Below are 13850 nucleotides of genomic sequence, written 5' to 3' on the forward strand. Positions count from 1 at the left end.
ATCCCCTCCGATTCATTATTTCAAGATGATAGCACAGGTTGGATCAGGCAGACAACCGATTGCGCAGCAATGCCCTCGCCCCGTCCTGCAAAGCCAAGCTGCTCTGTCGTCGTCGCTTTTACATTCACTTGAGAGAGCTCTGCACCTAGAGCCTTGGCAATGATCTCTGCCATTTGCGGAATATAGGGTGCCATCTTTGGCTTTTGAGCAATGATCGTTGAATCCACGTTGCCCAGCTGATAGCCACGCTCGACAGCAAGCTCCCATACTCGCTCCAGCAGCTTAAGACTATCTGCGTCTTTAAATACCGGATCCGTATCCGGAAAGTGCTTGCCGATATCACCAAGACCCAAAGCACCGAGTATGGCATCACTTATCGCATGCAGAAGCACGTCCGCATCGGAGTGTCCCAGCAGTCCTTTTTCATAGGGAATCGTGACTCCCCCAATAATACATGGTCGGCCCTCCACTAATTGATGAACGTCAAATCCTTGTCCTACACGGATCATAAGTCTACTCTCCCCTTTTTTGCATAAATACAGCATAATCCAGATCATCCGGCGTCGTAATTTTAATATTCGTATACCGGCCCTCTACGACCTTTACCTGCTTCCCAAGCCGTTCAATCAGCATCGCGTCATCAGTGCCAAGAAACGCCTCCTGCTTCGCCCGCTCATGAGCCTCAAGCAGTGCAGACAGACGAAAAGCCTGTGGGGTTTGGATACTCCACAGACTTCGCCGATCCGGCGTGGACATGATAATGCCTTCTTCGTTTACTTGTTTGATCGTATCCTTCACAGGTACCGCAAGCACAGCAGCCCCATGCTCCATCGCAGCCTCCATACAGCTCTCGATAAGATCCGGTGTCACAAAAGGTCTGACTCCATCATGTACGAGCACATAATCAGAAGTAAGCTCCTTCAAGCCTGCATAGACGGAATCCTGCCTTTCTGATCCTCCAGCAGTTACCCGAACCTGATCTTCAAGGCCAAATTTATGAATCCACTCTTCGCAGCGCGCAACATCCGCAGCACCTGTTACCACGATCAACTCTTTAATTCGCGACACACGGCTGAACACCTCAAGCGTATGTATAAAGATTGGCTTGTCCTGCAGCAGCAGAAATTGCTTGCTCTCCGCGTATCCCATACGCGTACCCCTGCCTGCTGCCACAATGACGGCCCCCCATGAATTGTTCATGCTCTTAAACCCCTGCCTTGTTCTTCTGCTTAAGCATTCAGCGATCGGAACACTCAATCTCCATCATACCGCTTTATTGAGCTTTTTCCAACAGTTTCGGCTTGGCAAAAATCATTCTTCCTGCAGAGGTTTGGAGTACGCTTGTCACAAGCACCTCCATCATCGTGCCGATATATTCTCTTCCGCCCTCGACAACAATCATGGTGCCGTCATCCAGGTAGGCTACGCCTTGACCATGCTCCTTGCCGTCCTTGATGATCTGGACCATAATTTCCTCACCTGGCAAAACGACCGGCTTGACCGCATTAGCCAAATCATTAATGTTCAGCACAGATACGCCTTGAAGCTCACATACCTTATTCAGGTTAAAATCATTGGTTACAACCTTGCCCTGAAGTACCTTGGCGAGCTTAACCAATTTACTGTCCACCTCAGATATTTCTTCAAAATCGCCTTCATAGATCAGCACTTTAATCTCCAATTCCTTTTGAATCTTGTTAAGGATATCGAGCCCGCGGCGTCCACGGTTTCGCTTGAGCAGATCTGATGAATCCGCAATATGTTGAAGCTCCTCCAGTACGAATTCAGGGATAACGATGGTTCCTTCGATAAAGCCTGTCTTGCAGATATCCGCAATTCGGCCATCAATAATGACACTCGTATCCAGTATCTTATGCTCTTCAATCCGTCTGTCTTCACTTATTGCACCGTTATTCCACCGTCCTGAAGTCCAGAACGCCCCTAGGTCCTCTTTCTTCGCAAGACCCAGCCGAAGTCCCATGTAACTGAAGATAAGCATCATAGCCACTTGAAGCAGCTCTCCTGGCTTACCAAGCCAATTGAATGACGGATAAAGAAGTATAGCGAACAACAATCCAATTCCCAGCCCCAAAGCCCCCGCCGCCAATTCACTCATAGGAACACGAGCGAGCTTCGTCACTCCTTCTTCTACCCTTAAATTCACCATAGAACCCAGTGTACTGCATAGTAATGTAAAGACCGCAATCCCTGTTAGCATCCATAACGCAAGTGCTGTTGTCGTCCCCAGTCTGTCAGCCAGTTCGCTTAACCAAGGGACCGTTACTCCTACTGAATGATATAACGCATAACCAGACCATGCTCCCATGATTCCAGTCAATGTTAAAATGACTTTTTTCCACATGTCCCTTCACCTCCTTTGACCTTTTCCTTATCCAGTATGAACCAATTCAGAAGGTCCTAATCCTGTAGAGAAGGATATTTAAGGAAAAATATCTTCCGAATCTCTTCTCGTTCTATATGAAGAATAAATAAATCATTTTCGCCGCTGAATCTAACGATAAGTATCTAACTGTAAATCATGGTTGAAAATGGTTTGTAGGGTGGCATATAATAAATTCAACTGAAAACACACCGAGGTGAATATAAGGAATGAGCACTTCCAGCCTGCAAACCTTTCAAGACCAAGTATCCGAATTGTTGCTCCGTCACCGTAGTCTGATTGATGTCTTGTCAAAGTTAGGACAAGCCGACGCTTCTGTTAATCGTGCAGTTTCCAAGGCCATTACGGAGTGCGGATGTATTGAACTTCATGCTTCCAAGCAGTCATACACACCTAACGGGAATTTGGAGGACGCTAAATCTTCAGTAGAGACACATGTACATGGAGACTTGTGTGATCATTGCAAAGAGATTGTCAGCTCAGAGCTTGGACGCAATCTGTTTTATATGTCGGCGCTTTGCAATCTGCTCAATATTCAGCTCGAGGATGTCCTTGAGAATGAAGCCAACAAGTGTTCTACACTCGGCATTTTCAACCTATCGTAACGAAATTTAAATGTAAGCAACTCTAGATTAGTTCCGCTAATATACACAGCCTTCTATACACTTCCGATTCGTACTACGATGAATTTACAGCACAAAAAAAGCATTTATTCTCTTCGTGTGATGCGAGAGAATAAATGCTTTTTTATTCGAATGAGCATCTCTGCTCAACTTTTCCCTAATAACGATGTGACGTTTCATCTTCCTGACTCTTGTTCCGATTGCGTCTGCGTTGAATATAACGTTGTACACTATGAGACATACCGTATACGGCATATAACACCAAAGGAATAAATACAAACATGGATAATTGCTCAGAGAACAAAAATGCAAGTGCAATCGAAAACAAAACAACCAGTGGAGCGATCCACACCGCTTTTTTGGGAATGCCTACCTTTTTGAAATTCGGATATTTCAGCGAGCTGATCATGAGATAGGACAACAGCAGTGTAGCCACCATCATAAAGGGAGCGGAAATATCTTTGTTAAATAAGGACAGCAGCGCAAGTACACCACCTGCCGCCGGTATAGGCAGTCCTGTGAAATAACCGGGAATTCCGGGTTTAACATTAAATCGGGCTAACCTCAGTGCACCGCATATCGGAAATAGGCTGGTTACGATCCAGGCTATAGCTACCGGAGCTACCTGAAACGAGACGGTATACATCAGATAAGCCGGGGCGGCACCAAATGATACAATGTCAGACAGTGAATCCAGTTCTTTACCAAACTCACTTTGAGCATTCAGCGCCCTTGCAATCCGGCCATCTAAGCCATCAAGAAGCATAGCGATAACCACCATAAAAGCGGCAAGCGTATACTGATCTTCTGAGGCCAGCAAAATGGCAATCATTCCGAGTGATAAATTACCCAAGGTAAATAAATTCGGAATTGATTTCGTTATCATCACGTCACCTCATATGTGCGGCAATAAAAAAATAATCATCTGTCATTCTGGGTTATTTATATCTGTCTGTCAATGAACATTTGCTCCTGCAGACGCTTCAAACCATCCTTAATCGTACGCGCACGTACTTCTCCGATACCGTCGACTTCGTCCAATTCTTCGATGGTTGCCATGATGACATGCGGCAGGTGTTCAAACTGCTCAACCAAATTATGAATGATGACATTTGGCAGGCGAGGAATCTTGCTGAGAACACGGTACCCCCTTGGGGCCACTGATTCTTCTGAAGTCGCAGCTGATGCAGGATATCCGAGCAAACGAACAATATGGTGGGTATCCAGCAGTTCATCATCTGTTGAACGTTTAAGCCCACTCACGATCTCTTTGATCTTCTCATCGCTGTCATCCTTAGCATAGTCCTTATACAGAAGCATGGCTTCTTCTTCCGTATTGCTGACAAGCTCCTCCATCTGCATGGAGATAAGCCGCCCTTCATTTCCGAGCTCATTAATGTAGCGCTTGATCTCCATCTTGATTCGAAGCACCATTTCCACACGCTGAATGACATTCACAACCTCAGGTATGGTCACCAGCTCTTCAAATTCGGACGCGCTGAGATTCGTCAAGGATTGATTGAGCACCGCCCTGTATTTCTCAAGCGTTTGTATCGCCTGATTTGCTTTCGTCAAAATTACACCGATTTCCTTCAATGCATACCGCAGTGTACCCTGGTAGAGCGTAATAATATTACGTCTTTGTGATATGGATACAACGAGCTTACCTGTCTGCTTGGCAACTCTTTCGGCAGTTCTGTGGCGAATTCCTGTCTCTGAAGACGAAATAGAGGAATCAGGAATCAACTGTGTATTTGCATACAAAATTCGTTTTAAATCCTCACTTAAGATAATGGCTCCGTCCATCTTGGCCAGCTCATATAGATAGTTTGGAGAGAAATCACAATTGATCGAAAAACCGCCGTCCACAACCTCCATAACCTCAGGACTGTAACCAACGACGATCAGCGCACCCGTTTTTGCACGCAATACGTTCTCCAGTCCCTCTCTAAATGGCGTTCCGGGCGCAACCAATCTTAAGAGATCATTCATTTTATCCAATTGGCTCGATTCTTTCATCTTTCAATGCCCCCTAATCTAAAGCAACCGCTAGTGCATCTCCGACGGTGTTTACACCGATAAGTTCTATTCCCTTCGGGTGCTTCCAGCCTTTTAGGCTCTTCTCTGGCATAATCACCCGTTTGAATCCAAGCTTCTGCGCTTCTTTTGCTCTCTGCTCCGCACGAGACACGGCCCGGACCTCGCCTGTAAGACCTACCTCTCCAAACACAACATCAAAAGGTTTGGTCGGCATATCCCGGAAGCTGGATGCGACACTGACGGCAACCGCCAGATCAATAGCAGGTTCATCCAGCTTCACCCCTCCGGCGACGTTTATATAAGCATCCTGGTTCTGTAAGAACATACCCTGGCGCTTTTCCAATACGGCGATAATAAGAGCCATACGATTGTAATCTACACCGGTAGCCATACGTCTTGGAGAAGGGAATTGGGTTGCGGATACCAGCGCCTGAAGCTCAACAAGCATTGGACGGGTCCCTTCCATGCTGGCAGCAACAGTAGAGCCTGCTACCCCAAGCGGTCGTTCAGACAAGAACATCTCGGATGGATTGGCAACCTCGGTTAACCCGATTTCACCCATCTCAAAAATCCCCATTTCATTGGTTGAGCCAAAACGGTTCTTCACCGCACGAAGCAGCCGGTACGTATGATGTCTCTCGCCTTCAAAATAGAGCACACAATCCACCATATGCTCAAGCATTCGCGGTCCTGCAATAGCACCTTCCTTAGTAACATGCCCTACAAGCACGGTCGCAATGCCCTGACCTTTGGCGATTCGCATAAATCTTGATGTACATTCTCTAACTTGTGCCACACTGCCCGGTGCACTCGTAATTTCTGGTAAATATACCGTTTGAATGGAGTCAATGACTAAGAAATGCGGCTCTACCTGTTTGACTGCTTCCTCAATCCGTTCCATATTTGTTTCGCTGAGCACATACAGCTCAGGAGACAATGCTTCCAGTCGATCCGCCCTCAGCTTCGTCTGCCTAACCGATTCCTCACCGGAAATATACAGCACGCGCAGTCCTGCTGTGGTCATGGCATGGGAGGTTTGCAACAGTAATGTAGATTTACCGATGCCCGGATCTCCGCCGACCAGAACAAGAGAGCCCGGAACGACGCCGCCGCCGAGCACTCGATTCAGCTCTTTAATACCCGTCAGGATGCGGGGCTCCTGGTCACTCTCTATGTTTATGATGGGCTGAGGCTTTTCTTTACTATCAAAAAGGGAAGAACCTCTCCCTTGTGTCTTAACGATACTTTCGGTTTCCTCCACCATGGAGTTCCAGGACTGACATCCTGGACATTTACCGTACCATTTAGGGGCTTCATAGCCGCATTCAGTACAATAAAATTTCGTTTTAACTTTAGCCACTTCACTTCTCCTTATTTTTACACTATTCGACTATAATCGTCTTAAAGTGCAAATGCCGAATTTACTAAAAAAGGATTTAATAAAAGTTTAACATTGAATGCATTTTGACGTAAAGCTTAATTGCCAAACTTTACACAGGATGTATTTTTTCCAAGTCATCCATCTTGATTTGATGTCTATCAAGTATGCATTTTCCTTAAAAAAAGGGTTCTTATCGCTCACGCGACAAGAACCCTTTCCAACATTTTTAATTATACATGTGGCATGGATCAATCAAATCTTAAGTTCATTCTATCCAGATGTAACAATTTATGAAGAACTTGTAGGTGTAGATACACTATCTTTTTTGGTGACCACCAAACTTCCTTCATCCACATCAATAAGCAGAGAATCACCCTTTGTCACATTACCCGTGAGCAGCTCTTCGGAGAGCCGGTCTTCAATATGCTTCTGAATGGCTCTGCGGAGTGGTCTTGCCCCGTAAGCAGGATCAAAGCCTTCTTTGGCAAGGAATGCCTTCGCTTGATCTGTCAGCTCAAAGTCAACATCATACTCACGCAGACGTTTACGCAGCTCCTCCGCCATCAGAGTAACAATCTCACCGATGTGCTTCTCCTCAAGGGAATGGAACACGATAATCTCGTCAATCCGGTTTAGGAATTCGGGACGGAAGCTCTTCTTCAGCTCATCCATCACTTTCCCCTTCATGTTGTCATAATTCGCACCTGCATCTACAACGGCTGTAAAGCCCAGCGTAGAATTACGCTTAATAGCATCTGCACCTACGTTCGAAGTCAAGATGATGAGCGTGTTGCGGAAATCGACTACACGGCCCTTCGAATCTGTCAGACGGCCGTCTTCCAGCACTTGAAGCAGGATATTGAATACTTCCGGATGGGCTTTTTCAATCTCATCCAGCAGAACGACAGAGTATGGCTTACGGCGCACCTTTTCAGTCAGCTGCCCGCCTTCTTCATAGCCTACATATCCCGGAGGAGCTCCAACCAGTCTGGATGTGGAGTGCTTCTCCATATATTCAGACATATCAATCCGGATGACAGCATTCTCATCGCCAAACATCGATTCAGCAAGGGCGCGAGCAAGCTCTGTCTTACCTACCCCAGTTGGTCCCAGGAAGATAAAGGAGCCCATCGGACGTTTCGGGTCTTTCAGACCTGCACGTGCCCGGCGGATTGCACGGCTGACCGCTTTAACGGCTTCATCCTGCCCGATAACACGCTCATGCAGGATTCCTTCCATGTTCATCAGTCGATCCGTTTCTTCCTGCTTCAGCTTATTGACAGGAACCCCCGTCCAGCTGGCTACGACCTGTGCGATATCCTCAGGTGTGACCTCGGAGTCAGTACGACCTTGTTTTTCCTTCCACTGATTCTTCGTTACATCAAGCTCTTCGCGAATTTTCTGCTCTGTATCTCGCAGGGCAGCAGCCTTCTCGAATTCCTGACTTTGAACAGCCGAATCCTTTTCTTTACGAATATCATCGAGTCTGTTCTCAAGCTGCTTGAGATTAGGCGGTACCGTATAAGAGTTAAGTCTTACTTTGGAGCCCGCTTCATCAATCAGGTCAATGGCTTTGTCCGGCAGGAACCGGTCTGTAATGTAACGGTCCGACAATTTAACTGCCTGTTCAATCGCCTCATCCGTAATTTTCACACGGTGATGCGCTTCATAACGATCTCTCAAGCCGTGCAATATTTGAATCGCTTCATCCACGGATGGCTGATCCACATTAATCGGTTGGAAACGACGCTCAAGTGCAGCATCTTTTTCAATATATTTACGATACTCATCCAGAGTAGTCGCACCAATACATTGCAGTTCTCCGCGAGCCAGAGCCGGCTTCAGAATGTTGGAAGCGTCAATAGCTCCTTCTGCTCCCCCTGCTCCAATAAGTGTATGCAGTTCATCAATGAAGAGAATAATATTGCCTGCCTGACGGATCTCATCCATAATCTTTTTCAATCTGTCTTCAAATTCACCACGGTATTTCGTTCCTGCAACAACGGAGCCCATATCCAGGGTCATTACGCGTTTGTCACGCAGCGTTTCAGGAATTTCGTTGGCGATAATTTTCTGAGCCAGACCTTCCGCTATTGCTGTTTTACCTACTCCTGGTTCACCGATTAGTACCGGGTTGTTCTTTGTACGACGGCTGAGCACTTGAATAACACGCTCGATCTCTTTACTCCGGCCAATTACCGGATCAAGGTTGCCTTCCTTCGCAATGGAAGTAAGATCACGTGCAAGGCTGTCCAGTGTTGGTGTACTCACGTTAGCTTGTGCTCCATTATGACTGGACACCGCTTCGCTGCTTCCAAGCAATTGAAGTACTTGCTGACGAGCTTTGTTCAGGCTGATGCCCAGGTTGTTCAGTACGCGTGCTGCAACCCCTTCACCTTCACGGATCAGCCCGAGTAGAATATGTTCGGTTCCAACGTAGGTGTGGCCCAATTTACGAGCTTCATCCATCGAAAGTTCAATCACTTTCTTCGCACGTGGTGTATATGCAATATTCGTAGGCTGCTCTTGACCGCGGCCAATGAGCGTTTCTACTTCATCTTGAATTTTTTCAAGTCCTAGACCCAGACCGATAAGAGCTTTGGCAGCAATGCCTTCACCTTCACGAATCAGGCCGAGCAAAATATGTTCGGTACCGATGTTATTATGACCTAAACGAACCGCTTCTTCTTGAGCTAAAGCCAGCACTTTTTGCGCTCGTTCTGTAAATCTTCCAAACATCATAGTTCTTGCACCTCCACAAGTTTAATTGCCTATATCTCTATCCAGATTGCCCGTCACGGACAGCTCTGGCCGACAATCGTCGGTATCATCCCAAGCCGATTGCGAACTGCCTGTTATCTAAGGCAAGATCAGCACTCAGCCGGGTTATTACTGTTATAATATCCATCAAAATAACGCATTTCTCTGACGAGTTCTAATGCTTAAGAACATCTCGTATCATTTGTGCACGGTAGATGTCTCTCGCATTCGGATCCAGGACTTCTTCACCGAATTTCTTCTGCAGAAAACCCGGTTGAGTCATGACATTCAGTTCATTCATTTGAACAATAGAGGGCTCTTCAATCAATCCAAGATCAATGCCCAATCGAACATCTGATAAGCGCTGTGCAGCTTCCTTGGAATCCATGATCACCGCATGGGATAGAATCCCGTAAGAGCGCATAACCCGGTCCATAATCCGCTGCTTCGAATCACGCATCAGTCTCTCGCGTGCATTTCGCTCATGACCAATGATCTGAAGAACGACACTATATAAGTTCTCAATGATTTCAGCTTCAGACTGTCCTAATGTAATTTGATTCGATATTTGAAACAGATTTCCTGTCGCCTCACTGCCTTCTCCATAAATTCCGCGAACCGCGAGACCTACTTGTGATACGGCAGTAAGCACTCGGCTAATTTGCTTCGTCATGACAAGAGCCGGTAAATGCATCATTACGGAAGCTCGGAGACCTGTACCTACATTGGTAGGACAGCTCGTTAGATAGCCTCTTCGGTCATCAAATGAATAATCGATATGGGCTTCGAACACATCATCAATCGCTGATGCCCTCTTCCATGCCTCCTGCACCTGGAAACCTGGGAATAAACATTGGATACGCAAGTGATCCTCTTCATTCACCATAATGCTGATGGATTCATCTTCACTGAGTATAACAGCTCCGTTTCTCGATTCGTTCGCAAGATCGGGGCTGATCAAATGTTTTTCGACCAGAACTTCTTTATCGAATTGATCCAGTTCATTCAAATTCAGTACATGGAATTCACCAAACTTATGAACTTCCTCAAAGCCAAGCACATCAATAAGGTTACGACGTACTTCTCTCGACTGCTCTTCTGTAGCCAGCATTGGAAACGGAAAGCTCTGCACATTACGAGCGACTCTTACCCGGCTACTGATTACGATTTCTGAGTCAGCAGCGGTATTCCGCATCCAATCACTAAGTGGTTTTTCGGTAAACCGGATATCCGACATGGTGCACACCTCCTTACTTTATTACCAAACTTTACTCTTGTGCTATCTCTTTTTCAAGCTCACGAATCTGGTCACGCAGTTTAGCGGCCTCCTCGAACTCTTGAAGATTGATCTTCTCCTGCATTTCACGCTTCAATTCATCCGCTCTGCGTTTAAGGTGAATTTTCTCGCCTGCACGAACCGGCACTTTCCCGATATGTGTGGTGTTGCCATGTACGCGTTTCAGAAGCGGATCCAAGCGACTGGAGAAATGATTGTAGCAGGAACTGCAGCCAAACCGATTAAGCTTACTGAACTGACTAAATGTCATTCCGCATTGCTCACAACGAAGCGTTTCCGGAGAGGGAGCTCCAGCTGTTTTATACTTGCCTGACTCAAAGTCCATAAGCCCTGACAAAAGTCCGTGAATGGAAAAACCGTTGGAGATCCCTGAAATATGGTCACCTTTTTCCTTAGCACAGTTCTCACAAATATGAAATTCCGTCTTCTCTCCGTTTACTATCTTCGTAAAATGGAGCGTAGCCGGGCGTTCATTACATTGTTGACACATCATGACCGCTTACCTCCTTTGCTTCACTTTCTTGATCATATGAACAATCCTATTCATTTGCCCAAGACCGAGATCAGCATTGCTTTTAGCATTCGAGCGCGAATCTGATCACGATAGGGAAGTTTAATAAGCAGTACTTCTCGAGATATAGCCGCCTTGACCAAAGCAGCCTCTCTACGGTTGAGGAATCCGGCCTCTTCCAGCTGATAGATAAGCCCTTCTGCTGCCGTCTGATTAATCTCATCTCCAATATGCTGATGAAAATGTCCATTTAGAGCAAACTGTGCAGGAAGCTCCACACGCTGAATGCGAATATATCCGCCTCCGCCACGCTTACTTTCCACTAGATAGCCTTTTTCAAGGGTAAACCTTGTGCTGATGACGTAATTAATCTGAGACGGTACACAAGAGAACTTATCAGCGAGATCGTTTCTTTGAATCTCAATCAAGCCCTCAGAGCTATCCTGCAAAATATTTTTCAGATATTGCTCGATAATATCAGAAATATTGCGCATTCTACATCCCCCACTATATTTGCCCCTTAAATAACTTGAGTTCATTACATTAAACTACACTAATCATCTGTATCTAAGGAAAAGGCTTCCCAACTGGGGTCACTACCCATCCTTGAAATTACCCATCTTGGACGGAGAACGAATCTCATTCGCCTAGAAAACTCAATGTGACGCCCTGCATCCCTGATACTTCAAATCTGTTTGATCTCTGTTGACTTTGACTTTCTTTGACTTTGTTTTCATTATACCACATTATGTAGAATTCTCAAGAGGGGTTCCTTTTTCATTTTTCTCATTTTGACCTAAAATATGCGCCTTACGAAAAAAACTCCCCTGAATTGTTCAGGAGAGCTCGTTCTTTCAAGGGTCTTACCTAATCTCAGCAGCCTCTAGTTAAATTAGAAGAAGTCCATAAAAAATGTTCGGCATGCAGGAATCACATGATCCAGTTGGGTTGCTCGGAGCGGATTACCTGCTAATCGTTCCATTAAATAAAGTTCCCGTGGCCGCTTGTAGCCCATAAACATCGCTGTAAAGGATTGGATGTCGCCCGATACATCGGCAGTAGACTTGTCATCAGAAGAAAGAAGTTCTATATTACCCTGTCCATCCTCGTTTATAGTCAGGTGCCAAAATCCCGTATTCCAGGATGCTACAGAATCCTCAACTTGGAGAACCAGATCCAAGCTCTGGTTTGCTTCAAACGGATATTGGGCAATAAAAGCTCTCAGATCAACAATACGTGCCATAAAATAAGGAACAAGCTCCTGCTTCACTCTCGGTTCAGGCAGCAGGAAGGGCAGCTCATCGTCTGAGGGTAACATGCTTAACTTAAACTGCTCACTGGGATGGTTTGCAAAATACGTAAGCAGTGCTCGGCGCGCATTCTCATTCGAATAAACAAATTCATCGCATATAAGCTCTTTGTCTTTATTCTCATAAAGCACATATCCTTGCGGCTCTCCCTCAGGAGAGTAGTAAACGGCTGTATGCCCATCCCCATTCAGCACGGATCGTTTCCACCACGCCTCATCTCGAACCAAAGTGCCATTATAGCGACTTGCAAAAGATTGATACAACCCATCAAGTACAGCGATATCCGTTACATCGCGAACAACCTTCCCCTCGTATTCTACTCTTGGTGGAAGCTGGTGAGCTTGAATGAAATACCTTTTGTATTCGGCAAAGACCTCCCAGCCGTATTTACGGTAGAACGGTACCAAAAAAGGATGTAAGAAGGATAGGCTCTGTCCTTGATTCTTCATCTCCTGCAGCGCATGCTTGAGCAATTGGGCCACATGTCCCTTTCTACGGTTTTCCGGCCATGTGGCGACCCCAGCAATGCCGCCCATATCAAATACTTTGCCGTTTACATATACTTGAAAAGGCAATAGAGTCAGCTTTGCTTGTAGTTCTTCATCATCAAACAAACCCCAGTACTGCTCAGGAACAAAGTGCTGTCTCCGCTGTTCCTTCTCCTCAGCAGTCAGCTTATATCTAAAAGCATATTCAGATAATTGTGTACTTACATCAAACTCTTCCATCTTCAATTGCCGAATGACCATGGTTCCACCTCGCGATTCATAATTTAGAAGGTTAGCTCAACTCTTGTCTTTATATATGAAAGTGAACAAAGGATCCAATCTAGCAAAAGTGTGTCAGATCTATATACAGATGTCAATCTGAAGAGTTATATAAGAAAGGTCCTGCAAGTAAAAAAAGACACTATCGAGTGTCATCGATAGTGTCTTATGTGTGCTTGGCAACGTCCTACTCTCCCAGGACCCTTCGGTCCAAGTACCATCGGCGCTGGAGGGCTTAACGATCGTGTTCGGGATGGGTACGTGTGGAACCCCTCCGCTATCGCCACCAAACATGATTTTTCGAAGCTACGCTTCTCGAAATCGCTGCGAGAAAATATCAGTCCTTAGAAGGACATGCAGCTTAAATCTTACAAGGATTTGCTCCCTGAAAACTAGATACGAAACAATGAGCGATGTTAGAATCTTTGTTGACCCGGTTTTGTTCCGGGCCCCGAGAAAGTATTCGGATTTACCGTCGAAGCATTCGCTTCACTTTCTTGGGTATCTTTTGGATAAGCCCTCGACCGATTAGTACTGGTCAGCTCCATGCATTGCTGCACTTCCACCCCCAGCCTATCTACCTCGTCGTCTTCAAGGGGTCTTACTAATTGGGAAATCTCATCTTGAGGGGGGCTTCACGCTTAGATGCTTTCAGCGCTTATCCCGTCCGTACATAGCTACCCAGCGGTGCTCCTGGCGGAACAACTGGTACACCAGCGGTACGTCCATCCCGGTCCTCTCGTACTAAGGACAGCTCCTC

The 13850-nt window shown here is 46.0% G+C and carries 12 protein-coding genes and 2 rRNA genes (1 of these 14 running past the window's edge); 1 reads left to right on the forward strand and 13 read right to left on the reverse strand.

Going from position 1 to position 13850, the window contains the following annotated elements; genetic code table 11:
- Window positions 1–20 precede the first annotated feature (20 nt).
- From ispF to PUW25_RS22355, 3 genes are all read right to left on the reverse strand, one after another.
- Window positions 21–509 (reverse strand): 2-C-methyl-D-erythritol 2,4-cyclodiphosphate synthase, encoded by a 489-nt coding sequence (gene ispF, locus PUW25_RS22345; protein ID WP_047914111.1) that lies wholly within the window; start codon window positions 507–509, stop codon window positions 21–23.
- A 4-nt stretch (window positions 510–513) separates the two neighbouring features.
- Window positions 514–1200 (reverse strand): 2-C-methyl-D-erythritol 4-phosphate cytidylyltransferase, encoded by a 687-nt coding sequence (ispD, locus tag PUW25_RS22350; RefSeq protein ID WP_047914112.1) that lies wholly within the window; start codon window positions 1198–1200, stop codon window positions 514–516.
- Between the two features lie 73 nt (window positions 1201–1273).
- Window positions 1274–2362 (reverse strand): PIN/TRAM domain-containing protein, encoded by a 1089-nt coding sequence (locus PUW25_RS22355; protein WP_047914113.1) that lies wholly within the window; start codon window positions 2360–2362, stop codon window positions 1274–1276.
- Window positions 2363–2610: 248 nt separating this feature from the next.
- On the opposite strand from PUW25_RS22355, the gene PUW25_RS22360 reads away from it, so the two are divergent.
- Complete coding sequence (locus PUW25_RS22360; RefSeq protein ID WP_047914114.1) at window positions 2611–3006, forward strand: nucleoside triphosphate pyrophosphohydrolase family protein; 396 nt, start codon at window positions 2611–2613, stop codon at window positions 3004–3006.
- 175 nt (window positions 3007–3181) lie between these two features.
- On the opposite strand, the gene pssA is transcribed toward PUW25_RS22360, so the two are convergent.
- The 10 genes from pssA to PUW25_RS22410 all read right to left on the reverse strand — a co-directional run.
- The gene (gene pssA, locus PUW25_RS22365) at window positions 3182–3910 is read right to left on the reverse strand and encodes a CDP-diacylglycerol--serine O-phosphatidyltransferase (RefSeq protein ID WP_047914115.1); all 729 of its coding nucleotides are present in this window, start codon (window positions 3908–3910) and stop codon (window positions 3182–3184) included.
- A gap of 56 nt (window positions 3911–3966) precedes the next feature.
- Complete coding sequence (gene disA, locus PUW25_RS22370) at window positions 3967–5043, reverse strand: DNA integrity scanning diadenylate cyclase DisA (protein WP_047914116.1); 1077 nt, start codon at window positions 5041–5043, stop codon at window positions 3967–3969.
- 13 nt (window positions 5044–5056) lie between these two features.
- Window positions 5057–6424: a DNA repair protein RadA gene (radA, locus tag PUW25_RS22375; RefSeq protein ID WP_047914117.1), complete on the reverse strand. Its 1368-nt coding sequence runs from the start codon at window positions 6422–6424 to the stop codon at window positions 5057–5059.
- 309 nt (window positions 6425–6733) lie between these two features.
- Window positions 6734–9187 carry an ATP-dependent protease ATP-binding subunit ClpC gene (gene clpC / locus PUW25_RS22380; RefSeq protein ID WP_047914118.1) on the reverse strand — a complete coding sequence of 818 codons (2454 nt, stop codon included), beginning with the start codon at window positions 9185–9187 and terminating at the stop codon, window positions 6734–6736.
- A gap of 193 nt (window positions 9188–9380) precedes the next feature.
- Window positions 9381–10442 (reverse strand): protein-arginine kinase McsB, encoded by a 1062-nt coding sequence (locus tag PUW25_RS22385; protein ID WP_047914119.1) that lies wholly within the window; start codon window positions 10440–10442, stop codon window positions 9381–9383.
- A 31-nt stretch (window positions 10443–10473) separates the two neighbouring features.
- The gene (locus PUW25_RS22390; RefSeq protein ID WP_047914120.1) at window positions 10474–10995 is read right to left on the reverse strand and encodes a protein-arginine kinase activator protein McsA; all 522 of its coding nucleotides are present in this window, start codon (window positions 10993–10995) and stop codon (window positions 10474–10476) included.
- Window positions 10996–11045: 50 nt separating this feature from the next.
- Window positions 11046–11507: a CtsR family transcriptional regulator gene (locus tag PUW25_RS22395; protein WP_047914121.1), complete on the reverse strand. Its 462-nt coding sequence runs from the start codon at window positions 11505–11507 to the stop codon at window positions 11046–11048.
- A gap of 398 nt (window positions 11508–11905) precedes the next feature.
- Window positions 11906–13072: a GNAT family N-acetyltransferase gene (locus PUW25_RS22400; protein ID WP_047914122.1), complete on the reverse strand. Its 1167-nt coding sequence runs from the start codon at window positions 13070–13072 to the stop codon at window positions 11906–11908.
- A 192-nt stretch (window positions 13073–13264) separates the two neighbouring features.
- Window positions 13265–13381, reverse strand: a 5S ribosomal RNA gene (rrf, locus tag PUW25_RS22405).
- 217 nt (window positions 13382–13598) lie between these two features.
- Window positions 13599–13850: ribosomal RNA gene (locus PUW25_RS22410) — 23S ribosomal RNA — on the reverse strand; it runs 2681 nt beyond the window's last position.

This window comes from Paenibacillus urinalis (assembly GCF_028747985.1).
GTDB classification, from domain to species: domain Bacteria; phylum Bacillota; class Bacilli; order Paenibacillales; family Paenibacillaceae; genus Paenibacillus; species Paenibacillus urinalis.

Coding starts and splice junctions, on each gene's coding strand:
- ispF (WP_047914111.1), bottom strand. CDS start 509: ATGATCCGTGTAGGACAAGGATTTGACGTTCATCAATTAGTGGAGGGC.
- ispD (WP_047914112.1), bottom strand. CDS start 1,200: ATGAACAATTCATGGGGGGCCGTCATTGTGGCAGCAGGCAGGGGTACG.
- PUW25_RS22355 (WP_047914113.1), bottom strand. CDS start 2,362: ATGTGGAAAAAAGTCATTTTAACATTGACTGGAATCATGGGAGCATGG.
- PUW25_RS22360 (WP_047914114.1), top strand. CDS start 2,611: ATGAGCACTTCCAGCCTGCAAACCTTTCAAGACCAAGTATCCGAATTG.
- pssA (WP_047914115.1), bottom strand. CDS start 3,910: ATGATAACGAAATCAATTCCGAATTTATTTACCTTGGGTAATTTATCA.
- disA (WP_047914116.1), bottom strand. CDS start 5,043: ATGAAAGAATCGAGCCAATTGGATAAAATGAATGATCTCTTAAGATTG.
- clpC (WP_047914118.1), bottom strand. CDS start 9,187: ATGATGTTTGGAAGATTTACAGAACGAGCGCAAAAAGTGCTGGCTTTA.
- PUW25_RS22385 (WP_047914119.1), bottom strand. CDS start 10,442: ATGTCGGATATCCGGTTTACCGAAAAACCACTTAGTGATTGGATGCGG.
- PUW25_RS22390 (WP_047914120.1), bottom strand. CDS start 10,995: ATGATGTGTCAACAATGTAATGAACGCCCGGCTACGCTCCATTTTACG.
- PUW25_RS22395 (WP_047914121.1), bottom strand. CDS start 11,507: ATGCGCAATATTTCTGATATTATCGAGCAATATCTGAAAAATATTTTG.
- PUW25_RS22400 (WP_047914122.1), bottom strand. CDS start 13,072: ATGGTCATTCGGCAATTGAAGATGGAAGAGTTTGATGTAAGTACACAA.